Source organism: Burkholderia sp. Bp8991 (assembly GCF_003853795.1).
GTDB lineage: Bacteria > Pseudomonadota > Gammaproteobacteria > Burkholderiales > Burkholderiaceae > Burkholderia.
In genome coordinates this window covers 251,459-277,708 of the sequence record NZ_QTQJ01000002.1, presented here as the reverse complement: position 1 = coordinate 277,708, position 26,250 = coordinate 251,459, and the positions used below count along the sequence as shown (strand labels likewise).

At 69.7% G+C, this 26,250-nt stretch carries 32 protein-coding genes; 20 read left to right on the top strand and 12 right to left on the bottom strand.

Going from position 1 to position 26,250, the window contains the following annotated elements:
• Positions 1 to 4: 4 nt before the first annotated feature.
• From DIE02_RS03310 to DIE02_RS03295, 4 genes are all read right to left on the bottom strand, one after another.
• Positions 5 to 1,309, bottom strand: a complete 1,305-nt coding sequence (locus DIE02_RS03310) for an NRAMP family divalent metal transporter (protein WP_124528748.1) — start codon at positions 1,307 to 1,309, stop codon at positions 5 to 7.
• The gene (locus DIE02_RS03305; RefSeq protein WP_124528746.1) at positions 1,306 to 1,965 is read right to left on the bottom strand and encodes a UdgX family uracil-DNA binding protein; all 660 of its coding nucleotides are present in this window, start codon (positions 1,963 to 1,965) and stop codon (positions 1,306 to 1,308) included. The genes DIE02_RS03310 and DIE02_RS03305 overlap by 4 nt, the downstream gene beginning before the upstream one ends.
• A gap of 335 nt (positions 1,966 to 2,300) precedes the next feature.
• Positions 2,301 to 3,506: an MFS transporter gene (locus DIE02_RS03300; protein ID WP_124528744.1), complete on the bottom strand. Its 1,206-nt coding sequence runs from the start codon at positions 3,504 to 3,506 to the stop codon at positions 2,301 to 2,303.
• Between the two features lie 41 nt (positions 3,507 to 3,547).
• The gene (locus DIE02_RS03295; RefSeq protein WP_124528742.1) at positions 3,548 to 3,808 is read right to left on the bottom strand and encodes a DUF4148 domain-containing protein; all 261 of its coding nucleotides are present in this window, start codon (positions 3,806 to 3,808) and stop codon (positions 3,548 to 3,550) included.
• Between the two features lie 223 nt (positions 3,809 to 4,031).
• On the opposite strand from DIE02_RS03295, the gene DIE02_RS03290 reads away from it, so the two are divergent.
• The 3 genes from DIE02_RS03290 (at position 4,032) to dctA (ending at position 7,293) form a co-directional block, all read left to right on the top strand.
• Entirely contained in the window at positions 4,032 to 4,925 is an 894-nt protein-coding gene (locus DIE02_RS03290) for a LysR family transcriptional regulator (protein WP_124528740.1), read from the top strand.
• A gap of 89 nt (positions 4,926 to 5,014) precedes the next feature.
• On the top strand, positions 5,015 to 5,974 hold the full coding sequence (locus DIE02_RS03285; RefSeq protein ID WP_124528738.1) for a LysR family transcriptional regulator: 960 nt from the start codon (positions 5,015 to 5,017) through the stop codon (positions 5,972 to 5,974).
• Positions 5,971 to 7,293, top strand: coding sequence for a C4-dicarboxylate transporter DctA (gene dctA, locus DIE02_RS03280; RefSeq protein WP_124528736.1), 1,323 nt, complete (start codon positions 5,971 to 5,973; stop codon positions 7,291 to 7,293). Before DIE02_RS03285 ends, dctA begins: the two co-directional genes overlap by 4 nt.
• Positions 7,294 to 7,317: 24 nt before the next feature.
• Here the strand turns inward: dctA and DIE02_RS03275 are convergent, their stop codons facing one another.
• The 5 genes from DIE02_RS03275 to DIE02_RS03255 form a co-directional block, all read right to left on the bottom strand.
• Entirely contained in the window at positions 7,318 to 8,100 is a 783-nt protein-coding gene (locus DIE02_RS03275; RefSeq protein WP_124528828.1) for a substrate-binding domain-containing protein, read from the bottom strand.
• A gap of 56 nt (positions 8,101 to 8,156) precedes the next feature.
• Positions 8,157 to 9,452 carry an MFS transporter gene (locus DIE02_RS03270; protein ID WP_124521708.1) on the bottom strand — a complete coding sequence of 432 codons (1,296 nt, stop codon included), beginning with the start codon at positions 9,450 to 9,452 and terminating at the stop codon, positions 8,157 to 8,159.
• A 270-nt stretch (positions 9,453 to 9,722) separates the two neighbouring features.
• Positions 9,723 to 10,199 carry a PRC-barrel domain-containing protein gene (locus DIE02_RS03265; protein ID WP_044843379.1) on the bottom strand — a complete coding sequence of 159 codons (477 nt, stop codon included), beginning with the start codon at positions 10,197 to 10,199 and terminating at the stop codon, positions 9,723 to 9,725.
• Between the two features lie 91 nt (positions 10,200 to 10,290).
• Positions 10,291 to 10,722 carry a CBS domain-containing protein gene (locus tag DIE02_RS03260; protein WP_124528734.1) on the bottom strand — a complete coding sequence of 144 codons (432 nt, stop codon included), beginning with the start codon at positions 10,720 to 10,722 and terminating at the stop codon, positions 10,291 to 10,293.
• Positions 10,723 to 10,843: 121 nt separating this feature from the next.
• A complete protein-coding gene (locus tag DIE02_RS03255; protein ID WP_124521710.1) occupies positions 10,844 to 11,095 on the bottom strand; it encodes a hypothetical protein in 252 nt (83 codons plus the stop codon).
• A 185-nt stretch (positions 11,096 to 11,280) separates the two neighbouring features.
• Here DIE02_RS03255 and DIE02_RS03250 point away from each other — a divergent pair, with 185 nt between their 5' ends.
• The 10 genes from DIE02_RS03250 (at position 11,281) to ligD (ending at position 19,588) form a co-directional block, all read left to right on the top strand.
• On the top strand, positions 11,281 to 11,586 hold the full coding sequence (locus tag DIE02_RS03250; protein ID WP_044843382.1) for a hypothetical protein: 306 nt from the start codon (positions 11,281 to 11,283) through the stop codon (positions 11,584 to 11,586).
• 234 nt (positions 11,587 to 11,820) lie between these two features.
• Positions 11,821 to 12,162 (top strand): hypothetical protein, encoded by a 342-nt coding sequence (locus DIE02_RS35895; RefSeq protein ID WP_260441480.1) that lies wholly within the window; start codon positions 11,821 to 11,823, stop codon positions 12,160 to 12,162.
• Positions 12,159 to 12,470, top strand: a complete 312-nt coding sequence (locus DIE02_RS03240) for a hypothetical protein (protein WP_044843383.1) — start codon at positions 12,159 to 12,161, stop codon at positions 12,468 to 12,470. The genes DIE02_RS35895 and DIE02_RS03240 overlap by 4 nt, the downstream gene beginning before the upstream one ends.
• A 57-nt stretch (positions 12,471 to 12,527) precedes the next feature.
• Positions 12,528 to 12,839: a hypothetical protein gene (locus DIE02_RS03235; RefSeq protein ID WP_124485798.1), complete on the top strand. Its 312-nt coding sequence runs from the start codon at positions 12,528 to 12,530 to the stop codon at positions 12,837 to 12,839.
• 255 nt (positions 12,840 to 13,094) lie between these two features.
• Entirely contained in the window at positions 13,095 to 14,525 is a 1,431-nt protein-coding gene (locus DIE02_RS03230) for an RNA polymerase factor sigma-54 (protein WP_044843385.1), read from the top strand.
• A gap of 74 nt (positions 14,526 to 14,599) precedes the next feature.
• The gene (locus tag DIE02_RS03225) at positions 14,600 to 14,788 is read left to right on the top strand and encodes a DUF3008 family protein (RefSeq protein ID WP_044843386.1); all 189 of its coding nucleotides are present in this window, start codon (positions 14,600 to 14,602) and stop codon (positions 14,786 to 14,788) included.
• A gap of 54 nt (positions 14,789 to 14,842) precedes the next feature.
• Positions 14,843 to 15,004: a DUF1328 domain-containing protein gene (locus DIE02_RS03220; protein WP_044843387.1), complete on the top strand. Its 162-nt coding sequence runs from the start codon at positions 14,843 to 14,845 to the stop codon at positions 15,002 to 15,004.
• Complete coding sequence (locus DIE02_RS03215) at positions 15,001 to 15,387, top strand: DUF3022 domain-containing protein (RefSeq protein ID WP_044843388.1); 387 nt, start codon at positions 15,001 to 15,003, stop codon at positions 15,385 to 15,387. The genes DIE02_RS03220 and DIE02_RS03215 overlap by 4 nt, the downstream gene beginning before the upstream one ends.
• 124 nt (positions 15,388 to 15,511) lie before the next feature.
• Positions 15,512 to 16,564: a Ku protein gene (locus DIE02_RS03210; protein ID WP_124528732.1), complete on the top strand. Its 1,053-nt coding sequence runs from the start codon at positions 15,512 to 15,514 to the stop codon at positions 16,562 to 16,564.
• Between the two features lie 24 nt (positions 16,565 to 16,588).
• The gene (gene ligD, locus DIE02_RS03205) at positions 16,589 to 19,588 is read left to right on the top strand and encodes a DNA ligase D (protein WP_124528730.1); all 3,000 of its coding nucleotides are present in this window, start codon (positions 16,589 to 16,591) and stop codon (positions 19,586 to 19,588) included.
• Between the two features lie 8 nt (positions 19,589 to 19,596).
• On the opposite strand, the gene DIE02_RS03200 is transcribed toward ligD, so the two are convergent.
• Positions 19,597 to 20,919, bottom strand: a complete 1,323-nt coding sequence (locus tag DIE02_RS03200; RefSeq protein ID WP_124528728.1) for a sodium:proton antiporter — start codon at positions 20,917 to 20,919, stop codon at positions 19,597 to 19,599.
• A 33-nt stretch (positions 20,920 to 20,952) separates the two neighbouring features.
• Positions 20,953 to 21,309, bottom strand: a complete 357-nt coding sequence (locus DIE02_RS03195) for a DUF3175 domain-containing protein (protein ID WP_044843392.1) — start codon at positions 21,307 to 21,309, stop codon at positions 20,953 to 20,955.
• Between the two features lie 154 nt (positions 21,310 to 21,463).
• Here DIE02_RS03195 and DIE02_RS03190 point away from each other — a divergent pair, with 154 nt between their 5' ends.
• The 5 genes from DIE02_RS03190 to DIE02_RS03170 all read left to right on the top strand — a co-directional run bounded on the left by DIE02_RS03190 (position 21,464) and on the right by DIE02_RS03170 (position 24,192).
• A complete protein-coding gene (locus DIE02_RS03190; RefSeq protein ID WP_124528726.1) occupies positions 21,464 to 22,009 on the top strand; it encodes a hypothetical protein in 546 nt (181 codons plus the stop codon).
• A 90-nt stretch (positions 22,010 to 22,099) separates the two neighbouring features.
• The gene (locus DIE02_RS03185) at positions 22,100 to 22,465 is read left to right on the top strand and encodes a DUF3022 domain-containing protein (protein ID WP_124528724.1); all 366 of its coding nucleotides are present in this window, start codon (positions 22,100 to 22,102) and stop codon (positions 22,463 to 22,465) included.
• A gap of 337 nt (positions 22,466 to 22,802) precedes the next feature.
• Positions 22,803 to 23,351: a type 1 glutamine amidotransferase domain-containing protein gene (locus DIE02_RS03180; protein ID WP_124521725.1), complete on the top strand. Its 549-nt coding sequence runs from the start codon at positions 22,803 to 22,805 to the stop codon at positions 23,349 to 23,351.
• Between the two features lie 3 nt (positions 23,352 to 23,354).
• Positions 23,355 to 23,696: a DUF1488 domain-containing protein gene (locus tag DIE02_RS03175; protein WP_124528722.1), complete on the top strand. Its 342-nt coding sequence runs from the start codon at positions 23,355 to 23,357 to the stop codon at positions 23,694 to 23,696.
• 271 nt (positions 23,697 to 23,967) lie between these two features.
• Complete coding sequence (locus DIE02_RS03170) at positions 23,968 to 24,192, top strand: hypothetical protein (protein WP_044843397.1); 225 nt, start codon at positions 23,968 to 23,970, stop codon at positions 24,190 to 24,192.
• A 16-nt stretch (positions 24,193 to 24,208) separates the two neighbouring features.
• Here the strand turns inward: DIE02_RS03170 and DIE02_RS03165 are convergent, their stop codons facing one another.
• A complete protein-coding gene (locus tag DIE02_RS03165; protein WP_124528720.1) occupies positions 24,209 to 25,459 on the bottom strand; it encodes a phosphatidylserine decarboxylase family protein in 1,251 nt (416 codons plus the stop codon).
• A 120-nt stretch (positions 25,460 to 25,579) separates the two neighbouring features.
• Between DIE02_RS03165 and DIE02_RS03160 the strand changes: the two genes are divergently transcribed.
• Both DIE02_RS03160 and DIE02_RS03155 read left to right on the top strand, forming a co-directional pair.
• Positions 25,580 to 25,831 carry a hypothetical protein gene (locus tag DIE02_RS03160; protein ID WP_124485806.1) on the top strand — a complete coding sequence of 84 codons (252 nt, stop codon included), beginning with the start codon at positions 25,580 to 25,582 and terminating at the stop codon, positions 25,829 to 25,831.
• Between the two features lie 71 nt (positions 25,832 to 25,902).
• Positions 25,903 to 26,238, top strand: coding sequence for a helix-turn-helix transcriptional regulator (locus tag DIE02_RS03155; protein ID WP_124485807.1), 336 nt, complete (start codon positions 25,903 to 25,905; stop codon positions 26,236 to 26,238).
• Positions 26,239 to 26,250 lie beyond the last annotated feature (12 nt).

Below are 26,250 nucleotides of genomic sequence, written 5' to 3'. Positions count from 1 at the left end.
ATGATCAGCTCAGCATGTCCGCGGCCATCACGACCACCGATGCCGCCATCAGCGCGACCGCCAGCCACCCGAACACCTTCGACGCGATGCCGCTGCCCGGCTGGCCGGCCGAATCGCGCCGCTGCGACAGCAGCATCACGAGCACCAGCATCGGCACCGCCGCGACGCCGTTGAGCACCGCGCTCCAGTACAACGCCTTGATCGGATCGACCGGGCTGAAGCAGATCGCGATGCCGACGACCACGCAGCCGGCCAGTACCGCATAGAACGCGGGTGCGCGCCGCACCGGTTCGTTCAGCCCTTCGCGGAACCGCCACGCCTCCGCGCAGCCGTATGCGGCGCTGCCCGCGAACGCGGGGATCGCGAGCAGCCCGCAGCCGACGATGCCGAACGCGAACACGACGAATGCCGCCTCGCCGGCGATCGGGCGCAGCGCCTCGGCAGCCTGCGCGGTGGAGCCGATGTCGTGCTTGCCGTGCGAGAAGAACACCGCCGCGCCGATCACCATGATGCAGAACGACACCGCGTTGGTGACGATCATCCCGGTCCAGGTGTCGAACGTGATGCGCCGCCCGGTTTCACGGCGCGCGCCGGGCGTGCACGCGGTGTCGCCGTTGCGGCGCTCGGCCTGGGTTTCCTCGACTTCGAGCGCGGCCTGCCATACGAACAGGTACGGGCTCAGCGTCGTGCCGAGCACCGCGACCGCCGTGGTCGCATAGTCGTGCGTGAACGCGATGTGCGGCAGGACGATCGCGTGCAGCAGGCCGCGCCAGTCGATGTGCACGAAGCCGAGTTCGAGCACGTAGGCGAGCAGGCCGAACGTCATCCATTTGAGCCAGCGCGCGTAGCGTTCGTAGGACAGCAGCACCTGCAGCGCGAGCGACGCGATGCCGTAGACGGGCGCATACCAGTAGCTGCGGCCGCCGGCGACGAGCGCGGTCGCATCACCCATCGCGGCGAGGTCGGCGCCGACGTTCACGACATTGACGATCACCACCATGACGATCAGGGCCTTGGCGAGGCGGACGGAGAACTGCTCGCGGATGCCGGCCACGAGGCCTTCGCGGTTGGCGCGCCCGATGAATGCCGCCGCGAGCTGCACGGCCACCATCATCGGCAGCGTGATCACGATCATCCACAGCATGTGGAAGCCGAACTGGCTGCCGGCCTGCGCATAGACGGCGACGTTGCTCGGATCGGCGTCGGACGCGCCCGCGAGCAGGCCGGGGCCGAGCCGACGGTACCAGGGCTTCGCGGCGGTGGTGGCGGCCGGGGTGTCGCGCGACGCGCCGCCGCGCAGGTTGCTCATTCGGCGTCTCCGGATGCCTCGTGCGCGCCGCCGTTGCCGCGCGCGAGGCGCGACGCGGTGCGCAGCGCGTCGACGAGCGTCCGGTACGCATGCTCGCGCGAATCGGCGCCGCGCGTGCGCAGCACGTAGGACGGGTGATAGGTCGCGACGACGAGACAGCCGTCCGGCGAGCGCACCGGCTTGCGCGTGCGCTCCACCGTCGCGTCGTTGTCCTGCAGCACCGCGCGCAGCGCCGTCGCGCCGAGCGCGACGATCACGCGCGGGTTCACCGCGTCGAGCTCGCGTTCGAGCCAGTAGCGGCAGGCGGCGACCTCGCGCTGCGCGGGCGTCTTGTGCAGCCGCCGCTTGCCGCGCGGTTCCCATTTGAAGTGCTTGACCGCATTGGTCAGGTAGACGCTCGTGCGTGCGATACCGGCCTCGTCGAGCGCGCGGTCGAGCATGCGGCCCGCCGCGCCGACGAACGGGATGCCCGCGCGGTCCTCCTGGTCGCCCGGCTGTTCGCCGACCAGCATGATGCGTGCGTCGACGGGCCCGGCGCCGGGCACCGGCTGGGTCGCATGTTCCCACAGCCCGCAGCGGCGGCATGCGTCGAGCGTGGCCGGTGTGTCGGCGGCGGCCGGGACCGCCGCCGGTTTCGTGCTAGCGTCGCGCTTCATGCCAGTCCTCCGGTGCAGGCCGACGCCGCGCGCGCGAAGCGGCATGCTCGGGCGCGCGCGACAGGCCGATCGAAGGCGTTGCCGGGGCGGAACATCGGCAGTGTGTGCATCGGCGGCTCCCGTATCGACGATATCGACGAGATGCAGCAACCGGCATGCCGCGTGCGGTCGCGATGGACGCGTCGTGTGTCGGAACCGCGTCCGGTGATGGCGGGGGACAGGGGATCCAAGCAGCCCCCGGCGATGCTCCAGCCGCCTTGCACGGTACGACTTGCAAAACAGCATCGAGCGGCCCGGAGCGGCCCGAAGCGGCCTAGAGCGCCGTCGTGCGGTGCTCAGCCGCCTGCCGTGCGCGCAGCGGCGGCGCGTCCCGCCGCGAACGCCGCCACGCCGGCGCAAACGAGCAGCGCCGCACTCATCGCGAAGGTCGCGCGATAGCCGTGCAGGTCGTACAGCAGGCCGCCCGTCGTCGCGCCGAGCGCGATCGCGAGCTGCACGACCGCGACCATCAGGCCGCCGCCGGCTTCCGCGTCATGCGGCAGCGTGCGCGCGAGCCACATCCACCAGCCGACGGGCGCGGCCGTGCCGGTCAGTCCCCACAGGGCAAGCAGGCCCGCGGTGGCGGCGGTCGACGCGCCGCACCACACGAGCGCGACGGCGATCGCGGCCATCAGCAGCGGGGTGACGCCGAGCGTGCGGTACAGCCCGTTCTTCAGGCACGCACCGATCAGGATCGTCCCCGCGACCCCGGCCACGCCGATCGCGAGCAGCATCAGCGACAGCGTGGCATTGCCGACGTGCGTCACCGTTTCGAGGAACGGCCGCAGGTACGTGAACAGCGCGAACTGTCCCATGAACAGCAGGCTGACGGCCGCCATGCCGAGCGCGACCGGCACGCGGCCGAGCAGTGCGAGCGCATTGGCGGGCGCCGCGTGCGATGCGGCTTTCATCGGCGGCAGGCTGACGAGTTTCCAGCCGAACGCGAGCGCCGCGACCGGCACGACGCAGAAGAATGCCCAGCGCCAGCCGACGATGCCGCCGAGAAAGCTGCCGAGCGGCGCCGCGACGACGGTCGCGAGCGCGTTGCCGCCGTTCACGATCGCCAGCGCGCGCGGCACCTCGCCATCGGGCACCAGCCGCATCGCGGTCGCGGCCGACATCGACCAGAACCCGCCGATCGCAACACCGATCTGTGCGCGCCCCGCGATGAAGGCAACGTAATTCGGTGCGAACGCAACGATCGTGCCGGAGACGATCGTCAGCAGCGTCAGCACGAGCAGCAGCCGCTTGCGATCGCGCCGCCCGGCCAGCGACGCGATGAACAGGCTCGTCACGAGCGCGAAGGCGCCGGACACGGAAATGGCCTGGCCCGCCTGGCCTTCGCTGACGTGCAGGTCGGTGGCGATCGGCGTCAGCAGGCTGACCGGCATGAATTCGGACGCGACGAGCGCGAACGCGCCGAGCGCCATCGCGAGGACGGCGCCCCATGCGGCGGTTTGAACGGGCGCGGGGCGCCGGTCGGAAGTGGCAACGGCTTGCATCGTCGAAGCGGTGCGGATCGTGGGCGAAGGGGCGGCGTCGGTCAGTCGCAGCGCGCGGCGGCCGCGCCGCGATCGGCCAGATGCGTGCGGGCGCCGGCATCGTGCGCGGCCATGACGCGTACGGACGCGGCCTGGGCATCGTCCACCCACGTGCGCGGATTCGCGCGTGCCGGATTGAAGCCGGCGGCTTCGTAGCGAATCATGTCCTCGCGCACCTGCTCGCGCGTCAGGCCCTGCGCATGGGCGAACCACGGGCCGGACACGGCGAGTGCGGCGACGAGAAGGCGAAGAGCGGATTTCACGAGACGGACTCCGGAAAGGAATGCAGGGGAGATCCCCACAGTCGGCTACGGCCGCAGGGGGACCCGAAGGCTTCGCAGTCTATCGACCCACGATCGATCGATTAAGTAGCACACTGCGCTTGGACTTATAAGTCAGTCTAATGAATCGACGGAGGCCGTACCGGGTGGCGCGCGGCGGCGTCGGTGCTAGGATGGGCGTCCGTTTCGACAGGAGCCGACCGACATGCCGCGCGAAAACCTCAACGATCTGCTGGCGTTTCTCGCGGTGGCGCGCGACCGGAGCTTCACGCGCGCGGCGGCGCGCCTCGGTGTGTCGCAATCGGCGCTGAGCCAGACGGTGCGCGATTTCGAAGCGCGGCTCGGCGTGCGGCTGCTGACGCGCACGACGCGCAGCGTGGCGACGACCGAAGCGGGCGAGGAACTGTTCCGGACCGTCGCGCCGCGCATCGACGAGATCGAAACGAAGCTCGCCGCGGTGGCCGATTTCCGCGACAAGCCGGCCGGCGTCGTGCGGATCACGGCCACCGAGCATCCGATCGACACGATCATCTGGCCGAAGCTCAGGAAGGTGCTGCCCGACTACCCCGACATCCGCGTCGAGTTCTCGGTCGACTACGGGCTGTCGAACATCGTCGAGGAGCGCTACGACATCGGCGTGCGCTACGGCAACCAGGTCGCGAAGGACATGATCGCGGTGCGCATCAGCCCGGACATCCGGATGGCGATGGTTGCGTCGCCGGCCTATTTCGACGGCCGCAAGCCGCCGAAGACGCCGCAAGACCTGCTCGATCACGATTGCGTGACGCTGCGGCTCGCGACCGCGAAGGGCATCTACGCATGGGAGCTGAAGAAGGGCAGGAACGAGATCCAGGCGCGCGTGAACGGGCGGATCACCTGCAACACGCAGCCACAGATGCTGCAGGCGGCGCTCGACGGATTCGGCATCGCGTTCGTCACCGAGGACATCGTGCTCGACCACGTGCACGCCGGCAGGCTGCGCATCGTGATGCCGGACTGGTGCCCGGTCTTTCCCGGCTATCACGCGTACTACCCGAGCCGCCGCCAGGCGTCGCGCGCGTTTTCGATCGTGATCGATGCGTTGCGGCATCGCGCGTAGCGGGGTGGCGGAGCCGGGCATCTCCGGGCTGGGTGTGGCTGCCCGAATCATGCAAAATACCGGGCATTCGAGATGTGGAGACACGGCCCGTGGGAATCAACTTCGATTTGACCGATTTGCAGGCGTTTCGCGCGGTGGTGGAGCTGGGCAGCTTCCGGAAGGCCGCCGAGGCGATCAGCATTTCACAGCCCGCGTTGAGCCGCCGGATCGACAAACTGGAGGAAGCGCTCGGCGTGCGTCTGTTCGAGCGCACCACGCGCAGCGTCTCGCTGACCACCGTCGGCCGCGTGTTCGCGCCGAGCGCCGAGCAGTTGCTGGACGATCTCGACGTCGCGCTGCTCGGCATCCGCGACGTGTCATCGAGCCGGCTCGGTCACGTGACGATCGCGTGCGTGCCGTCGGTCGCCTACTACTTTCTGCCGAACGTGATCGCGAGCTATCACCGCCGCTTTCCGCGCATCCGGGTCAAGCTGCTGGACGCGAGCGCGAACGAGGTGCTGAGCGCCGTCATCAGCGGCGAGGCCGATTTCGGCGTGAGCTTCATGGGCAGCCAGGAGCCCGAGGTCGAATTCAAGCTGCTGCTGCAGGAGCGGTTCGTCGCCGCGTGCCGGCGCGACCATCCGCTCGCGCGCAAGAAGCGCGTGACCTGGAACGAGCTTTACGAGTACGAGTACGTGTCGGTGGACAAGACGTCCGGCAACCGCCTGTTGCTCGACCAGGCGCTGACGAGCGTCGCGCCGCGGGCGCCGAGCGTGTGCGAGACGCGCCACGTGACGACCATGCTCGGGCTGGTCGAGGCAGGGCTCGGCGTCGCCGCGGTACCGTCGATGGCGATGCCCGGGCACGACCATCCGCTGCTCACGAGCGTGCCGCTCGTCGAGCCGGCGGTCAAGCGCCGCGTGGGCATCGTGAAACGGCGCGGACGCCCGCTCACACCGGCCGCGGAAGCGTTCCACCAGGCGGTCGTCGATGCGAAGCGCGGCGATGGATCGAAACAGGTGGCGCATGCGGCGAATGCGGCCGGAACATCGGGCAAGACCGCATCGTGACGCTGGCAAGACCGCTTCGTTCGCTCTACGTGCAGGTTCTGCTGGCGATGGTGCTCGGCGTGAGCGTCGGCCATTTCTGGCCGTCGGCGGGCGCGATGTTCAAGCCGCTCGGCGATGCCTTCGTCGGCCTCGTGCGGATGATGATCGCGCCGGTCGTGTTCTGCACGATCGTGTCGGGCATCACGTCGCTGGCGAACGGGACCGCCATCGGTCGCACGATCGTCCGCGCGCTGGTGCTGTTCTATCTGCTGACCGCCGCCGCGCTCGCCTTCGGGCTCGTCGCCGCGTTCGTGCTGCAGCCGGGCGCCGGCATGCACGTGGATGTGCGCCATCTCGATGCGAGCGTCCTTGCGCCCTATACGCGGCATGCGCCGCCGCGCGGGTTGGTCGAGTTTGCGTTGAGCGTGATCCCGGACACGATGCTCGGCGCGTTCCAGCAGGGCGAGGTGCTGCCGGTGCTGCTGCTGGCGCTGCTGTTCGGTTTTTCGCTCAATGCGGCTCCGCAGGCCGGCCGGCCCGTGCTGGCGCTGATCGACGGCGTCGCGCAGATCGTCTTTCGCGTGCTGGCGATGATCATGCGGCTCGCCCCGCTCGGCGCATTCGGCGCGATGGCCTTCACGGTGGGCCGCTTCGGCATCGGCTCGGTCGGCTCGCTCGCGCGGCTGATGATGTCGTTCTACATGGCCTGCGGGCTGTTCGTCGCGGTGGTGCTCGCACCGCTCGCGCGGTTGCACGGATTCGCGTTGTGGCGGCTGCTGCGCTACCTGCGCGAGGAGCTGCTGATCGTCCTCGCGACCTCGTCGACGGAGCCGGTATTGCCGCGGCTGATCGTCAAGCTGGAGTCGCTCGGTTGCGACAAGGGCGTGGTGGGGCTCGTGCTGCCGGCCGGCTATTCGTTCAACCTGGACGGCACCGCGATCTATCTGACGCTCGCGGCATTGTTCATTGCGCAGGCGTGCGACGTGCCGCTGTCCGCGCCGCAGATCGCGGCGATGCTGGCCGTCATGCTGCTGACGTCGAAGGGCGCGGCCGGCGTGTCCGGCAGCGGGCTCGTGGCGCTCGTCGCGACGCTTGCCGTGATGCCCGACCTGCCGGTTGCCGGGGTCGCGCTGCTGGTCGGCATCGATCGCTTCATGTCCGAGGCGCGTGCGCTGACGAGCGTGATCAGCAATGCGTGCGCGGTGATCTTCGTATCGTCGTGGGAAGGGGCGTGCGATCGTGCGCGTCTCGTGCGGGTGCTGAACGCGGCCGGGCCGGAAGGCCCGAATGGCGCCGACGATGCCGGGGCCGGCGCCGGGCGCGACGGGAAGGCGGTCTGACACGCGCCTTCCCGGCTTGCGGGCTCAATGCGCGGAGACGGAATCCAGCCCGGTCGATTTGACTTCCGCCTGCACGTCGGGCGACGCGAGATAGTCGAGGAGCGCCTTCGCTTCCTCCGGATGCTGCGCGCCGACCGGGATGCCGGCCGCGAAGCGCGTGACGGACTGCAGCGCTTCGGGAATCTTGCCGACGAAGGTCGCGCCCTTCACGGGCAGCAGTTCGCTCACCTGCTGAAAGCCGATTTCGTAGTCGCCGTTCGCGACCACGGAGGCGACCGGGATCCGCGGGATCATCTTCGCCTTCGATTTCACCTGGTCTTCGATGCCGAGCTTCTTGAACAATTCCCGCTCGATGTAGACGCCGCTCGCGCTGTCCGAGTAGGCGATCGACTTCGCATGCAGCAGCACTTCCCTGAGGCCGTCGGCCGAGCTGATGTCGGGTTTCGCCGCGCCGTCGCGCACGACCATGCCGATCCGCGAATCGGCCAGCTCGACGCGCGATCCGGGGATCACCTTGCCTTGCTTGATCAGGTCGTCGAGCGCGTAGCCGACCATGATCACCGCGTCGGCCGGCTCGCCGCGCGCCAGCCGGTTCGGAATCGCTTCGGGCGACTTGCCCATCGACGGGCCGAGCGCCGTGTCGAGCGTGTTGCCCGTGCGGGCCGCGAACTGCGGGCCGAGCCGCTTGTAGGCGGCGGTGAAGCCGCCCGAGCTCATCACGTGCAGCTCGGCGGCCTGCACGTTCGCGGCGATTGCGGAGGTGGCGACGAGTGCGGTCGCGCACAGTTTCAGGAACAGGTTCTTCATGGTCGTGGTCGTGGCCTGGGTCATGCGAAGTCGGGGCAGGGGTTCGGAATGCGGCGTCAGTGCGCCGGTGTCAGCGTCGCCGGATGGCGGCGATAGAGTACGAACGTCGCGAGCAGCGCGCACACCGCAGCGAGGCTCATCCAGTAGCCGGGTGCGGCCTTGTCGCCCGTCATGTGAATCAGCGCCGTGGAGATGGCAGGCGTGAAGCCGCCGAACACGGCCGTCGCGAGGCTGTAGGCGAGCGAGAAGCCAGCCACGCGCACCTCGACGGGCATCACTTCCGTCAGCGCGACGACCATCGCGCCGTTGTAGATCCCGTACATGAACGACAGCCACAGCAGCACGAGCAGCATGTTGATGAACGACGGCGCATGCGCGAGCAGCGACAGCGCGGGGTACGCGGTGGCGATCGCGAGCAGCGTCATGCCGACCAGCAGCGGCCGGCGGCCGATGCGATCGGACAGCGCGCCGCCGATCGGCAGCCACACGAAGTTCGACACGCCGACGCACAGCGTGACGAGCAGGCTGTCGGCGGTGCTCAGGTGCAGGACCGTCTTGCCGAACGTCGGCGCGTAGACGGTGATCAGGTAGAAGCTCGTGGTCGTCATCGCGACCAGCATCATGCCGGCGACCACGACACCCCAGTTGTGCGCCAGCGTGCCGAACACTTCCTTCATGCTCGGGCGGTGCCGGCGCGCCTTGAACTCCTGCGTTTCCTCGAGGTTGCGGCGCAGCATGAAGATGAACGGCACGATCATGCAGCCGACGAAGAACGGCACGCGCCATCCCCACGCGGCGATCGCCGATGCGCTCAGCCATTGATTGAGCGCGAAGCCGAGGCCGGCCGCGACGACGATCGCGACCTGCTGGCTGGCCGACTGCCAGCTCGTGAAGAAGCCCTTGCGGCCGGGCGTGGCCATTTCGGCGAGGTAGACCGACACGCCGCCCAGTTCCGCGCCTGCCGAAAAGCCCTGCAGCAGTCGCCCGATCAGCACGAGCGCGGGCGCGAGCAGGCCGATCGTCGCATAACCGGGGACGAACGCGATCAGGATGGTGCCGCTCGCCATGATCGCGAGCGTGACGATCAGGCCCTTGCGGCGGCCGACGTCGTCGATGTACGCGCCCAGCACGATCGCGCCCAGCGGCCGCATCAGGAAGCCGGCGCCGAAGACCGCGAAGGTCATCATCAGCGAGGCGAACTCGTTCGCGGTGGGAAAGAACACGGCGGCGATCTGCGTCGCGTAGAAGCCGAACAGGAAGAAGTCGAACTGCTCGAGGAAGTTGCCGGCCGTCACGCGGAATACCGCGGCGGCCTTCGAACGTCCGGTCGAAAGGCTGGGCGAGGGGTGCATCAGGGTGTCTCCAGAGAATGCGGGAATGGCGCGGGGCGCGACCGATTGTCGTTTTGGCAATGTTCGCCCGGAGACGCGGAAACGTTAAGTGCGAATTTTGGAAGGATTGATGTTGTTTGGTTATCAATCGTGCGGCGCGCCGTGCGCCCGGCCGGCGGCCTGCGACGCCGGCTTCACGGGACCGGGCCGGCCCGGCGATCCGTCACAAAGCCAAAAAAAGCCCCGCTTTCGCGGGGCACGTCGGCTAATACACCGGCAAATCGAGAGCGATCAATGCTGGTCGCGCGCGCGCGGATCGTTCAGGTCCTCGGTCGGATCGGTCAGCCCGAGCTCGTCGCCCGCGCTCCAGTACGGCGTGCTGCCGTAGTACTCGTGCAGCGGCTCGGCCCATTGCGGGTCGGCCATCGCCGGCCAGTGATCCTTGTCGAAGCCCGGCGCGTTGCGGATTCGCTCGGATGAGACCGACAGCAGGAAACACTTGCGCTCGGTATCGAGCGTGAGCGCGCTCCACGGAATCGCAAGCAGCTTGTCGCCGATGCCGAGCAGGCCGCCGCTCGACAGCACGGCGTACGCGACGCGGCCCGAGCGCACATCGAGCATGATGTCCTTGATCTTGCCGACGTCGTCGCCATCGGTCGTATAGACCTTGTCGCCTTCCAGCGTGTCGGCCGCCATCACGTCCGGGCCGGGCCCGGCCGCGGTTGCGGCCCCCTTGCCGACGATGCGGGTCTGTCCTTGAGTCTGCATGGTTGTCCTCCTGGCTGCGTGGAGCGCGACCGTGCCCGGGATGGGCCCTGCGGGTCGCGCGGGTAGTCGGGGCGGGGCGCGAATGGCCCCGTCACGTCTGCTTCGGTTGCGACACGCCTTCGAGCGTGTTCGCGACGTCGTCGCGTGCGGGGCCGGCCGTGCGCGTCGCGATGTCCGCGAGCGACAGCATGCCGACGAGCCGCTTGTCGTGATCGACGACGGGCAGGCGGCGCAGTTGCGCGTCGGCCATGTAGTGCTGGATCTCTTCCAGCGAATCGTCCTCGAAACACCATTCGATCGGACCCGACGCGACTTCGTGGATCCGCGTGTCCGGCGGCTTGCCGGCCGAGATCGCGCGCACCGCGAGATCGCGGTCCGTGACCATGCCGATCAGCCGGTTGTTGTCACATACGGGCAGCGCGCCGATGTCATAGCGCTCCATCAATTGCGCCGCATGACGGATCGAGTCGGTCGGCGCGATGCGCACGACGTCCTGCGACATGATTTCGTTGACGCGTTGCATGAAGTCCTCCTTGCGGGTTGAATCCGGGCCGTGTGAGTCGGCGAGTCCGGGCCGTGCGGGGCAACAAGCGGGGCAGCAAGCGGCGTGCCGTTCGGCAGCGGTGTCCGTCGAGTGCCGGCCGTCATTCGTCGCGGCGTCGGGCGGGGTCCTGCCACGGGCCATCGTCGTGCGTGCCCGGCGGCGTGTCGGGCTCGATGCGCGTGACGCCGCCGGTCGCGGGCGGATCGCTCGCGGGGAACGTGTCCTCGAGCTGCTTGTCGATATGGCGCTCCGAGTGGCGCGTCTTCGTTTGATCCTGGTCCTTCAACGGCGGCGACGGATCGCGCTGCGGTTGGTGCGGCGCGTCGCGGCCGGTTCGGGTCGATTCCTTCATGGCGGGGCTCCGAGGCGGTGACGATGACGCGGTGATCGCGCAACGGCCGTGCCCGTCGCGACCGCGCGGCACGGGACTTGCCGCTTCTTCGATGGATGACCACGCAGGACGACGACGCAGGATGCCGGCCACAACGCGCGGTGCAATGCTCCGCACACACACACGCAAATCAAGCGGGAGGCACGATGACGATTCCCAAACGGCGGCCAGGGGTGCGCTATGAGATCAACGTATGCGGCGGCGGGTTCGAGTCGGTGAAGAGCCATTTCAGCGCGTGGAAACAGGAGCCGCTGATCTACCGGCCCGATCGCCGGATGTTCGAAGGCAAGGCCGACGTGCGGCCGCTCGGCGACGAGACGTTCGGCTCGACCGAGCCGGCGCGGTTCGCGCTGCAGCGCGCGTGCGAGCCGGCCGATCCGTATGCGCTCGCCGCGCGGGTGCGCGACGACGACCACGAGCTGTGGCTCGTGATGGCCGCGTACGACGCGTAGCGCGCTGCCCTTGAAAGAATTGCAGCGCGCGGTGTAGCGAAGGCACGGCGTACGGCGGGGTGGCGCGCGCGGCCGTGCGCCGGCGCGCGGAAAGGCGGCGTGCGAGGCGGTGTGCACGCCGGCACGCAGACGGCACGCAGCTTGCGGCCCTGCCTTTCGTGGACGATCGGGCGGCGCACGCCGCGCCAATCGATCGGGCCCCGCGAGGACGACGCAACGATCGAATGCCCCCCGATGAACCGAGACCCCGCCCAGTCGCTGCACCGGCCCGAACCGCCGATACCCGACGTCGAACCGGACCCCGAGCCGCCCGCGCCGGATGACTTGCCGCCCGGCACGCCGGAACCTTATCAGGATCCGGAAGGCGACCCGCCCGGGCATCCGCCGCCGGAGCGCGAGCCGCCGACGCGGGCGCCGCCGGTTCACGCGCGGCCGAACCACGGGCTGCCGATTCCTGTGCGGCCGATTCACGCGCTGCCGATTCATGTGCGGCCCATTCACGCGCCGCCGATCCACACGCCGTCGACCGGCGTGCCGCCGATTGCGTCCATCCCACCCACGGAGAGCCCACGATGAGCATCAGCGTGAAACCCGGCATGCTGCGCGACGTGGCCGAGACGCTCGGCCGTCATTTCGAGGCGCGCGCGATGCCGTTCCATGCCGAGGAGCAGCCGGCCGGCGCGCTGCATTTCGGCTTTCGCGTCGACGGTCATCCGGCGTCGCTGACCGTGACCTTCGACGCCGACGCGTTCGCGGCGCTCGAGCAGGCCGGTATCGAGCGGCAACGCGGCGCACTGATGCGCGTCGCGGCCGAATTCGACACGATGATGGCCCGTCGCGCACCGAACGCGTATGCGGGCGATTTCCATTTCAACCGGCTCTGAGCCGCGCCGTCACGGCCGGCCCGGTGCCGCGCACCGCACTTCACGGAGGAGGTTCCGATGAAACCGATCCAGACGATACGCGTGTGCGCCTGTGCGTTCGCCGCGGCGTGCGCACTGGGCGCATGCACGCAACCGCAGGGCCCCTACGGCACGCGTGGCGCACCGCCGGCGCCACCGGACGGCCACGGCGCGTCGCCGACAACGACGATGCCGGACGCGAATACGCGTTACGACACGCGCCCGTCGCCGTACAACACGCTGCCGCCGGGCGCGACCGGCGGCGAGCCGGTCGACGTGCCGCCGCCGGGGCCGAATGGCGTGCAGGGCGGTCAAACGCTGCCGGGCACGCCGCCGCCGATGCAGTACTGACCGCGGCACCCTGCACGGATGCCGCGCAACGATATCGCCTGCGAAGGCATATTCGCGCGACGGCGACGGCATATCCGCGCGGAGCGAATGCCGTGCCCCCTAACTTGCTGGCGCTTGTAAAAAAGGGGGCGCCCGGGGCCGCGGCCGACGGGGTACGAACCCGCGAGAGCCCCGCCGGACGGCGCTTCGCCTTCCTGGCACGGTAGCTGCATGGATTCGCATAAACGCATTCCGCACACCGTCAGGAGGGCATCGATGTCCGTCACGCTTGCGCTCCAGATGCGACAGCATCTGGCACTCACGCCGAGGCTTCAGCAGTCGCTTCGCCTGCTGCAGTTGTCTTCGCTCGAATTCCAGCAGGAATTGCGACAGGCGCTCGACTCGAATCCGTTTCTCGAAGACGGGCAGGGCGACGAAGAAGCCGCCGACGCGCCCGAACCCGAGGCCGAAGCCGCACCGCCCGAGCCGCCACCCGAGCACGAGGAAGTGCGCCCGCCGGACGGCGACGTGTCGTACACGGCCGCGCCGACCACGCGAGGCACCGGGCGACAGGCCGACGACGCGGGCGACCAGTCGCCCGGCGAGTGGATGGCCGCCGAGCCGTCGCTGCACCAGCAGCTGCACGACGCATTGCGGCTCTATCCGCTGAACCGGCGCGACCGCGAGGCCGCGCGCATCGTGATCGACGCGCTCGACGAAGACGGCTACCTGCGTCAGGAGCTGGGCGAGCTGCTGATCGCGGCCGATCCGGCGCGGCTGCTGTCGGAACAGGATCTCACGGTCGCGCTGCGGCTCGTGCAGATGCTGGACCGGCCGGGCATCGCCGCGCGCTCGCTGTCCGAGTGCCTGCTGCTGCAGCTCAACGCGATTCCGGCCGGCACGCCGGCGCTCGCGGAAGCGAAGGCCATCGCGCGCGACCATCTCGAACGGCTCGCGCGCCGCGAGACGGCGGAGATCCAGCGGCGCCTCGGCTGCAACCAGGCGACGATGCAGGCCGCCTGCGCGCTGGTGCGCGCGCTCGATCCGCGCCCCGGCAATCACTACGGCAGCACGCGCGGTGACTACGTGATACCCGACGTGATCGTGCGCCAGGTGCGCGACGAATGGATCGTGACGATCAACCCGGCCGTGCTGCCGCGCGCGCGGCTGCACGAGCGCTACGCGACGCTGTTCGCGCAGTCGAGCGGCGAGCGCGATTCGCCGCTGGGCCAGCAGCTGCAGGAAGCGCGCTGGCTGATCCGCAACGTACAGAAGCGCTTCGACACGATCCAGCGGGTCGGCGAGTGCATCGTCGCCCGGCAGCGCGACTTCTTCCGCTACGGCGAGATCGCGATGAAGCCGCTCGTGCTGCGCGACATCGCCGAGGAGCTCGACCTGCACGAATCGACGGTCTCGCGCGCGACGGGCAACAAGTACATGGCCACGCCGCACGGCACGTTCGAGTTCAAGCATTTCTTCCCCCGCAAGCTGGAGGCGGCCGGCAAGGGCGTGTGCTCGGCATCGGCCGCGAAGGTGCTGATCCGCGACATGATCGCCGCCGAGCGCCATAACGATCCGCTGTCCGACGTCGCGCTCGCGCAGAACCTCGCGGGCCGCGGCATCCTTCTTGCGCGTCGTACCGTCACGAAGTATCGCCAGGCGATGAAGATTCCGCCGGCCGACCTGCGCCGGCGCGACGCCGCATGACGATACCGTCCGAACCGCGCGCGGCCCGCCCGTGAGCCGCACGGACGTCGCGCGCCACCGAGAGGAGGAAAGCCATGCCAGCCAAGTCCCAGGCACAGCAACGCGCCGCAGGAGCCGCCCTGTCGGCCAAGCGCGGCGACACGAAAATGAAGGACCTGAAGCCGCCTGCGAAGTCGATGGCCAAGTCGATGAGCGAAAAGGAACTCGAAAAAATGGCTTCGACGCCGGTCCACGGCAAACCCAGGCACAAGCACGATTCGTGATCGACGGCGACACGCATCGGCGATCACCGTTCTTCAGGACTCCAGGAGGCATTCATGCTTCGTTACGCCATCATCTTCCTCATCATCGCGCTCGTCGCCGCCTTGTTCGGCTTCGGCGGCATCGCGGCCGGCGCGGCCGAGATCGCGAAGATCCTGTTCTACATCTTCGTCGTGATCTTCCTCGTCACGCTGCTGCTGGGGGTTGTCAGGCGATGACGACCGCCCCCGACCGTTCGCAGCGCATCGCGGAAATCGAGCATGCGCTCGCGAACGGCTTTCCGTCGCAGTCGACCGTCGTCGTGCATGCGGACGACGCGTCCGGGCGGCTGACGATCCAGGTGTCGTGGGTCCGTGTGCCGTCCGATGAGGACGCGCGTCAATGGCGCTGCGCGGTCGACCTGCGTTTCGATCCCGACGTGCTCACGCGCTATGCGTCGCTCGGCGCGGCCGATCGCCTGCGCGTGCGCACGCAGCTGTGCGACCTCGCGCGGCGCGCGGTTGACGAGCACAAGCCGCGCGTCGAGGACGCCGAGATCGAATGCAGCGTCGCGCTCGACGTGACGCGCGCCGAACTCGACCGCGCGTTGCGCGCGCCCTGACCGACGCAGCCCGCATCGACGCTTTAGCCGCCGTCGCGACACGCGCCGTGCGGCGCATCCATGCCCGTGACGGTTTCTGGTGTGTGCCGCCACGCGCTCGCGCACCCGGCAAAGGAGAACACGCATGGCATCGCGGATGATCTGGAAAGGCGCGATCAGCTTCGGGCTCGTTCACGTGCCCGTGCAGCTGTTTCCCGCGACGCGCACCGTGAAGCCGTCGTTCCGGCTGCTCGACAAGCGCTCGATGGACCCGGTCGGCTATCGGCAGATCAACAAGCGCACCGGCAAGGAGGTCGCGCGCGAGGACATCGTGCGCGGCTACGAGTACGAGAAGGAACGCTACGTCGTGCTGACCGACGAGGAGATTCGCGCGGCCAATCCGGAATCGACGCAAACCGTCGACATCCTGACGTTCGTCGACGCGGACGCGGTATCGTTCCTGTATCTCGACACGCCGTACTACCTCGTGCCGGACCGCAAGGGCGAGAAGGTCTATGCGCTGCTGCGCGACGCGCTGAAGGACAGCGGCAAGATCGGCATCGCGCTCGTGGTGATGCGCGACCGCCAGCATCTCGGCGCGCTGATTCCGGTCGGGCCGCTGCTCGCGCTCGACACGCTGCGCTGGCAGGAAGAACTGCGGCCGCTCGACGAACTGACGGTGCCGGCCGACGACGCGAAACACGCGGGCGTGACCGCGCGCGAGCTCGGGATGGCGAAGAAGCTGATCGACGAGATGGCGGGCAAGTGGACGCCGGACGAGTATCACGACACGTTTCGCGACGACATTCTCGAGCTGGTCGAGCGCAAGGTGCGCGCGGGCAAGATCGAGGAGATCGAAGAGCGGCCACCGCAGACGGGCCGCGCGGCGACCAACGTGGTCGACCTGACCGAGCTGCTGAAACGCAGCCTGAAGGGCGGCGGCGGCGGCGGCGCGCGCGCGGCGGGCCCGCGCAATGCGGGCGACGACGAGGGCGCGGAGGCGGAAGCGTCGTCTTCCTCCGCGTCGTCTTCTTCTGCGTCGTCGCGCGGCGGCGCGCGCCGGAAGCCGGCTTCGAAGGCCGCGCCGAAAGGCTCCGCCGAGAAGACGCCGGCGGCGAAGCGGCCGGCCGCGAAACGTGCCGCGACCGGCGAGCATGCGGCGAAGAAAACCGCCGCGCGCCGCAAGCACGCCGCATGATGCGCGGCGACGCGAGGTGACACGATGGCCGGCAAGCTCGATCCCTATCGCCGCAAACGCCGCTTCGACGCGACGCCGGAACCCGAAGGCGCGCACGGGCGGCGGCGCGCGAAGGCGAACGCGACGCCTTCCGGGCGGGCGACCCGGCTTGCCGGCCACCCGCTGCGCTTCGTGATCCAGGAGCACCACGCGCGGCGCCTGCATTACGACTTCCGGCTCGAACTCGACGGCACGCTGAAGTCGTGGGCCGTGCCGAAGGGGCCGAGCGTCGATCCGTCGGTGAAGCGCCTCGCCGTGCAGGTCGAGGATCATCCGCTCGAATACGCGTCGTTCGAAGGCGAGATTCCGGCCGGGCATTACGGCGCGGGGGCGGTCATCGTATGGGACGAAGGCACGTGGACGCCCGACGGCGGCCTCGCGCAGGCACGCGACGGCTATCGCGCGGGCAAGCTGACGTTCCGGCTCGACGGCGAAAAGCTGCACGGCGGCTGGGCGCTCGTGCGCAGCGGACGGCAGGAGGGGCGGCAGGTGCAGTGGCTGCTGATCAAGGAGCGCGACGACGACGCGCGCAGCGAGGCCGAATTCGACGTCGTCGGCGAACTGCCGGGGAGTGTGCATGACGGGGCGGCGTCGGCGACGCGTGCGGATGCCGCGGGCCGCTCGACGCGCGCGCGCGGAGCGCAACGCGGCCGGCGCGACTCGACCGACACGCGCGCCGCAGCGCATGACGATCATGGCCGCGATGGCCGTGATTGCCGTGATGGCCGCGACAGCCGCGACAGCCGCGACAGCCGCGACAGCCGAGACAGCCGAGACAGCCGAGACAGCCGAGAAAGCCGAGAAAGCCGAGAAAGCCGAGAAAGCCGAGAAAGCCGAGAAAGCCGCGCCCGCCGGCCCGCCGATCCGTCCGAGATCGACGGTGCGGTACGTGCGCCGCTGCCCGAGCGCGTCGCGCCGCAACTCGCGACGCTGGTCGACGGCCCGCCGACGCAGGGCGACTGGCGCTACGAACTGAAATTCGACGGCTACCGGATCCTCGCGCGCATTGCGGGCAAGGGCGCCCGCCGGCATGTGAAGCTGATGACGCGCGAAGGCCGCGACTGGACCGCGAAGCTGCGCGCGCAGCGCGACGCGCTCGCGGCGCTCGACGTCGACGACGCCTGGCTCGACGGCGAGGCCGTCGTGCTCGGCAGGAACGGTCTCCCCGACTTTCAGGCGCTGCAGAACGCGATCGGCGCCGGACATTCGGATGCGATCACGCTGTTCGTGTTCGACCTGCCTTGTCTCGACGGTTACGACTTGCGCGACGCACCGCTCACCGCGCGCCGCGCCCTGCTCGAAGCGCTGCTCGCCGACAGCGACCCCGCGCGGCTGCGCTTTTCGCCGGATCTCGGCGACGACGTCGCATCGCTGATCGCGAGCGCCTGCGATACCGGCCTCGAAGGGCTGATCGGCAAGCGCGCGGAATCGCGCTATCGCGGCGGTCGCTCGCCCGCGTGGATCAAGCTCAAATGCCGGCGCCGGCAGGAGTTCGTGATCGGCGGTTACACCGAGCCGTCGGGCAGCCGGCACGGCTTCGGCGCGCTGCTGCTCGGCGTGCACGAGCCGGCAGCGGCCGGCAAGCGGCGGCGCGGGCCTGCGCCGCTGCGCTACGTCGGCCGCGTCGGCACCGGCTTCGACACGCGGATGCTCGACCGGCTCGCACCGATCCTGCGCAAGCAGCAACGCGATACGACGCCGTTCGATCCGCCGCCGCGCGAACGCTCGCGCACGCGCGTGCACTGGATCGAGCCGACGCTCGTCGCCGAATGCGAATTCGCCGAGTGGACCGGCGACGGCATCGTGCGGCAGGCCGCGTTCATCGCGCTGCGCGAGGACAAGCCGGCGTCGCAGATCGTCCGCGAAGTGCCGAAGCAACCGGAAACGGAGGGGGTGATGGAGCGACGCCAGACCACGCATCACGAAAAGCACGAACGCAAGCACGCGGCGCACACGGAGCACGTCGATCACGCGTCGCACGCGTCGCATGCCGAGCATGCCGATCACGCAGATCGCGCCGAGCACGATGCGAGCGCTCGCAAGCACCACGCACGTTCACGCCCGTCCCCCCACGCAGCACGCGACGATGCCGGTTCCGACATGCTCGGCCGCGTGCGCATCACCCATCCCGAGCGCGTGCTCGATCCGCAGAGCGGCACGCGCAAGATCGATCTCGCGCATTACTGGCAATGGGTCGCGCCGTGGCTGCTGCCGGACCTGAAGGGCCGGCCCGTGGCGCTCGTGCGCGCGCCCGGGGACATCGCGGGCGAGCTGTTCTTCCAGAAGCATGCGGAGCGCCGCGAGATCCCGTTCGTCACGCAGCACGCAGGACTCGATCCGGGCCACGGTCCGCTGCTGTCGCTCGACAGCGTCGACGCGCTGCTCGGCGCCGCGCAGATGGGCACGATCGAGCTGCATACATGGAACGCGCACGCGTCGAACATCGAGCGGCCGGACCGGATCGTGTTCGACCTCGATCCCGATCCGGCGCTGCCGTGGCGCGCGATGACCGACGCCGCGCAGCTCGTGCGCGGGCTGCTCGACGAACTGGGCCTCGCGTCGTTCTGCAAGACGAGCGGCGGCAAGGGGCTGCACGTCGTCGTGCCGATCGCGCGGCACCTGGGCTGGGACGACGCGAAGGACTTCTCGCGCGCGCTCGCGCGGCATGTCGCGGGCGCGCTGCCCGACCGTTTCACCGCGACGATGGGCGCGCGTCACCGGCGCGGCAAGATCTTCATCGACTACCTGCGCAACGGCCGCGGTGCGAGCACAATCGCCGCGTATTCGGTGCGGGCGCGGCCCGGGCTGGGCGTGTCGGTGCCGCTGCGCTGGGACGAGGTGCCAACCACCACGGGCGGCGCGCAATGGACGATCGACACGCTGCACGAGCGGCTCGACCGGCTCAAGCGCGACCCTTGGGAAGACTATGCCGGCACGCGGCAGCGGATCACCGCGCAGATGCGTGCGCGTCTCGGCATGTCGTGACGGCGCCGTCAGCGCCGACGCTGCTGCAGGCGGTGATACCAGTCCATCAGCGGCGTCGCGGACACGCCGTGCGCGATCACCGACGCCGACACGACGGCCAGCACCGGCGCCGCGAGCGGCCGCACGGCGCTCGACGGCCCGTGCTCGAGCGCGAACAGCAGGTAGTAGAACGAGCCGATCCCGCGTATCCCGAACCATGCCAGCAGCCGGCGCTGCGCCGGCGTCGCGCGCGAGCCGGCGAGCGCCGGCAGCACCGCGAGCGGCCGCACGGCGACGAACAGCCCGACGGCGAGCGCGGCCGAGCCCCACGTGAAGAGCGGCGTCGTCAGCGTGGCGAGCACGCCGCCGATCATCGTCATCACGAGCGCCTCGGCGATCCGCTCGAGCTCGATCGTGAAGTCGAGCACCGATTCGGTCATGAACGCGTGCGCTTTCTCCGGGTGCTTCTCGGTCGCGACCACGTCTTCCGAATCGACCCGGCCGATCACTTCGCGCGGCCGGCGGTCACCGCTCGCGCGATGCTCGACGCGGCGCATCGCGACGCCCGCGGCGAACGTCGCGATGAAGCCGAACGTATGCGCGAGCTGCGCGGCACCGAACGACAGCACGATCAACGCGAGCGCGAAGAAGCCTTCGAACCCGAGTGCCTGCGCATGACGGGTGCGCAGCCAGCCGATCGCGGTGGTGGTCGCCGCGCCGAGCATGCCGCCGATCGCGGCGGCGCCCGCGATGCCCCACAGCGCGGCCAGCGCGAACGTGCCCGACAGCGGTGGCGGCCCGTGCGGCGCCTCGGACGCGCCGCACAGCGCGAGGCCCGCGAGCGCGAACGGCAGCGCGATGCCGTCGTTCAGCCCGCCTTCGCCGGACAGCGCGAAGCGCACCAGGTCGCGATCGCCGGGATCATGCACCTGCACGTCGTGCGCGAGCACCGGGTCGGTCGGCGCGAGGATCGCCGCGAGCAGCAGCGCGGGGCCCCAGCCGAGCCCGAGCGTCAGTACCGCGCAGCCGGCGAGCAGCGGCACCGTGACGATCATCGCGAGCAGGCCGAGCCGGCACGGCACGCGCCACAGCGGGTCGGACAGCGGCACGCGCAGCCGCAGCCCGATCGCGAACAGCGATACCAGCAGCGCGACCTCGACGATCTCGCGCAGCAGCGGCGCGTCGCGCTGGATGTCGAGATGCAGGAGCCCGGCGCCGGACGGACCGAGCGCGACACCGAGAGCAAGATAGATCATCGCGCTGCTGCACGGCAGATGACGCAGCGCCGACGTCACGATGCCCATGCCCATCAGCACCGCGCCGATGATCAGATACCACAGCGTTTCATGCATGCGGGCAGGTCGACGGTGAACCGGCGGGGGCCGTCACGGCTTGCGGCCGAACGCCTCGCGCAGTTTGCGCTTCGCGCGTTCGAGCGTCGCGCGGCGCGTTTTCGGCAGGTTGCGGCCCGCGCGGTTCACGTAGAAGTTCAGCATCGACATCGCCGACTGGAACGGCGTCCCCTTGCGTCGGCGGCTGTGTTCGGCCGAGCGCTTGAGCGACGCGGCGATCTTGCCCGGGTCGTCGGACTTGAAGATCTCGGGCTCGATGTCGAGCGCATCGCTTCTTTGCATGACGTCGGCGGACCAGCGCTTGCGGTGCTGCGGATCGTTGCTGCGCGCACGGCCCGGGCGGCGCGTCGCGCGTTTGCCGTGCGGATGGGAAGCGGAAGCTGAAGGCATGGCAGAGCTCTCCCCATGGAATCGGGATGGATCGCGGGTCTCGGGTGTCCGGGTGCCGCAATTCGCGTGCCGCCTGTCGGTGGCGGCACGGGCCTTGCTGAATCGAAGGCGCAGGCCATTCCACTACGGCGGTTCCATTGAGGGAGAGCGCTCCATGAAGCCAGCATCCGAATCGAAATTTGCCGCGCGCCGGATCCTCGCGTGCGCGGCCGTCGCGCTCGTCGCGGCCGCACCGGCCGCATGGGCACAGAATTCGCAACGTTCCGACGAGGGCACCGGCGCGCCGATCCTGTCGCCGCCGGACACGTCGGCGCAGGGCAGCGGCGGCAACCTGTCGAACGGCAACACCGCGGCGCCGCCGCCCGCGACCCGTATGCAGGCGCCGCGTGGCACGGGTCCGCGCGGTCAACCGGACGTGCGCAGCAAGCCCGGCGGCATGACTGGCGCCGGGACCGGCAGCATGGGCGGCGGCACCGGCAGTACCGGAATGGGCAGTACCGGCAGCGGTACCGGCAGCACCGGAATGGGTACCCCCGGTACCGGCAGCACCGGCACGAGCGGTGCCGGCGGCGGCGCGGGCATGGGCGGTGCCGGTGCTGCCCCGGGCGGAACCGGCGCGGGCGCCGGCACTAGCCGCTTGCCGGGGGCGACCGGCTCGGGCGGCGGCGGCACGGGCAGCGCGGGTTCCAGCAGCTATTGACGATCTCGGCGTCGCGCCGGCGCCCCGGCGCGGCGCGCTGGCGGACGCCGCGCGCGAGGCCCGCCGGTCGCCACCACGCAGGAGGACAACATGCAATCGAATTCCCGGATCTCGCTCGACGACGATGCGCTGGACGCCGACGCCGCCGAGACCGACGGTCTCGATACGACGGTTCATGTCGACGTCGCGACCGGCAGGATCATGTTTCATGCGGCGTGGGCGCTCGCGCCCGATGCGCCGCGCGATACCGCGCGGCACGCGGTCGTGCTCGCGCTCGACTGCGACACGATGGAGCGCTATGCGGACCTCGACGAGCCCGCGCGGATGCGCGTGCACGCGATGCTGCACGACAGCGTGCAGGCCACGCTCGACGCGCTGCCCGACGTCACCGAGGACCTGACGCTGACGATCGAGCTGACCGACGCGATGCTCGACGCCGCGCGTCACCTGCAGTGAGGGCGGCGGGCCGGCGCCGGCCGGCGGCGGGTACGGCCTCGCATGCAGGCCACCGGGCGGCTGCCGCCGATAGTCGCGGGTATTGCCGGCGTCACGTTACATCCCGTTGAAATCTTTGCAGGCGCCGCGCGGCGCCATCCAATGGGGGCACGCATCACGCCGCGACGCGCGTGCGCGCCGCCAACCGCCAACCGCCAACCGCCGATCGCGGGTCGCGCCCCTTCAAGGCGGCACCGCGCCGGCCGCCATCCCGACGGGCGCGGCACGCCCATTGCTGCGTCGATGGATACGGCAGGGTACGGCACACCCGGTGCCACAACACGAAAGGGAGCGATCCATGATCGGCAAGCTGGATCATTGCAAGGTAGCGATACTCGCGGTCGACGGCTTCGAGGAAGCCGAACTCGTCGAACCGCAGCGCGCGCTGAAGGCAGAGGGCGCGCAGGTCGACGTGATTTCGCAGAAGCGCGGCGAGATCCAGGGGTTCAGGCACGTCGACAAGGGCGATCGCGTGAAGGTCGACCGCACGTTCGACGATGCGCGCGAAGGCGATTACGACGCGGTCGTGCTGCCGGGCGGCGTGGTCAACGGCGACGCGATCCGGATGCTGCCGGCCGCGCGCGAATTCGTGACCGCGGCCGTCGGCGCGGGCAAGCCGATTGCCGCGATCTGTCACGGTGGCTGGCTGCTCGTGTCGTCCGGGCTGGTGGACGGCCGCACGATGACGAGCTGGCCGAGCCTGCAGGACGACATCCGCAATGCGGGCGGCAAGTGGGTCGACCAGGAGGTCGTGCGCGACGGCAACCTGATCACGAGCCGCAAGCCGGCCGACCTGCCCGCATTCAACGGCGCGCTGGTGCAGTGCCTCGCGTCGCGGGGGCCCTGAGCGATGCCGGCCGAACCCGTTCGCCACGTGACGCTGACCGACGCGCCGCCCGAGTTCGACGGCGCGGCGCTGCTGATGCGTTTCGTCGTCGAGATCGACGGGAAGCCGCAAACCTGCACGATCACGGTCGAAGCGCTCGAGGATCATTTCGGCGCGCGCTCCGCGCTCGAAGCCGACTTGCGCGACGCGTTCGAGCGCGGCCGTGCGCAGATCGAGGCCGCGTGCGCGGACGTGCTGGCCGACGGCAAGGGCGGCGTGGAACTCCACAGCGGCTACTTCCGCGTGCGCGACAAGGCGGCGGGCAAAACCGCCCGCGCCGGGATGTTCCGTTCGCGGAAGTCGTGAGTCCGTGGGGCATGCGGCGCGTGCCGCAGTGCGCCCGTGCGGTTCCATTCGCACCATTGGGCGCCATTACACGCCGTTGAAAAGTTTGCAGCGGCTCCCGAGCGCCTTGAAGTGACACATCACGCCGCGCGCCGGCGGGGCGCCGGGCCGCTCCGTCCCAGATACTGGCACACTCCCTGCATGTCTCCTCAGATCGCGGCGCACGATTCGCGCCTGCGCCGGCGCGATGCCATCGTCGTATCGCGCCAAGCCGTCAAATGGGGGAGACAACATGCTGACCGCACATGAATTTGCCGCACTATTCCTGGTCCATCGCGCGCCGGAACAGATCCAGGCCGACCGCGAAGATATCGTCGCGTTGGTGGAACAACACCTGATCGAGATGCGCGCCGACGCATCGGGCGCGAGCCGGCTAGCCCTGACGCCGGACGGGCTGTCGATCGTGCAGCGCATGCTGCGGCACGCCGGGCGCGGGTTCGGCAGTGCCGACGCGTGATGCCGAACCGCGCGGCTCAGTGCGCGATCGCGACCGGTGCGTTGACCTGCACGGCCGGCGTATCGCCGTCGAACGGCGGCGCGCACTGGAAGCGGTCGATCACGCCCGGTTCGAACAGCAGGCAGCAGGTCGAGCCGCCGTACTGGAAATAGCCGATCTCGTCGCCCTTGTCGATCCGCTGCCCCGGCACGACCTCGATCACGCACGACGACACGTCGCCCATCCCGACGAACACCGCGGCTACCGTCCCGATCCCCGGGTCGTCGCAGTCGATCGCGACCACCGCGCGCGCGGCCACGGCCGTCATGTAGCCCTGCGAGTCGTTGAGCCCGGCCGGGTCCGGGCCTTCCGCTTCCGCGACCGAGTAGTAGGTGCCGTCGACCCGGTACGCGTGCGTGACGGTGCCGCGCACCGGCGCGTGCCAGCGGTGATAGTTGTACGCGCTCAGATACGCCTGGTAGAGGTCGCCGCCGACGAAGCGCTCGGCAAGCGGCAGCCGCGCGGGCGTGAAGATGTCGCGCAGCGAATACGGCTGCCCCTTGATCCAGAACCTGTCGCGGATCTTCACGCTGGATTCGGTGTGATACGGCGCGGCCTCGCACGCGCTGACGATCACGTGCGGATCGTCCGGCGCCGCGACCGGCCGCGCACCCGCGCGAAAGCGCCGCGTGAAGAAGTCGTTCCACGAGTCGAAGCCCCAGTGCGGCTGGTCCTCGCGATACTGGAACTGCGACAGGCCGACGCGCGTGCGCGCGGCATCGCAGAACCAGCCGTCGGGCGACGACGTATCGAGATGCGCGCGCGAATGCGGGCCGCCGAGGAAGTCGCACCACACGTTCAGCACCTGCTTCAGGTGCGCGTTGACCGCCGCGTCGCGAAACACCGCGTGGCCCGACGGCATGCACATCGGCCAGTCGAGAAACGCGTTCAGCGGGCACACGACCAGGCTCGTTTCGCTGAACGGCGGCGTGTAGGTCATCAGATGATCGATCACGGTCATCAGTTCGCCGATCGATGCGTAGCCGAGCATGCGGCCCGATTCGAGCGCCTCGTCGATCGCGCGGGTGAGGCTCATGCGCAGCACCGCGTTGTCGTCGAACAGCCGCGCGAGCGCCTGCACGGCCGGCGTGCGCAGCTGTTCGCCGGCCTGCGCGCGCGCTGCGTTCGCGATGTTCGCGCGGTACCCGGCCATCTGCGATTCCTCGCGGGCCATCCATTCGCCGAGACGGTGACGCGTTGCGGGCGGCGTGCTGCGGTCGATCGGCATGGTCGGCTCCGGAAAGGGTTGCAGTACGAAACGGGGGAGCAAGGCGCTTGCCCGACAGGCGGCACCCGAATTGCTGCGCGTTTCAACGAAGGTCTCTTTCAATGAGCCGGGAGGGCACACATGAACGCAGCTTCGAATGCGCGACAGACCCAGGGCGCGGCGTCGACCGACGAGCGCCGCGGCAGCGAACAGCGGACCGTCGCACCGACCCGCACGCGGGCGCGCGTGCGCGCGGCGACGTCCCGCGACGGCACGCGGCGAAACGAACGCAGCAGCGGGAACGGGCCGGTGGCGCCGACCCGCAAGGAAGGGGCGGGCGAGCCGCAGTGGGAGGATGACGGCGGCGCGATGCCGCCCGAAGAATGGTCGTGACGGTGTGACGCGCGGCGGCGGGATGCGATGCATTCCTGCCATCGTTTCCATATTTCGAGTATTATCGAAAAATGGAAACGAACCAGACCATCGCCGCGCTGGCGGCACTCGCGCATGAGTCGCGCCTCGCCGTCTTCCGCGCGCTCGTGCAGGCCGGCCCGTCGGGCTTGCCGGCCGGGCAAATCGCGACGCTGCTCGACGTGCCGCCGTCGTCGCTGTCGTTTCATCTGAAGGAACTGGCCCATGCGCAGCTCGTCACGAGCCGCCAGGAAGGCCGCTTCGTGTTCTATTGCGCGAACTTCGCGACGATGAACGGGCTGATCGGCTACCTCACCGAGAACTGCTGCGGCGGCAATCCGTGCACGCCGGTGTCCGCCTGTTCGACTTCCTGCTCCGACCAAACCTGAGCATGCATTCAC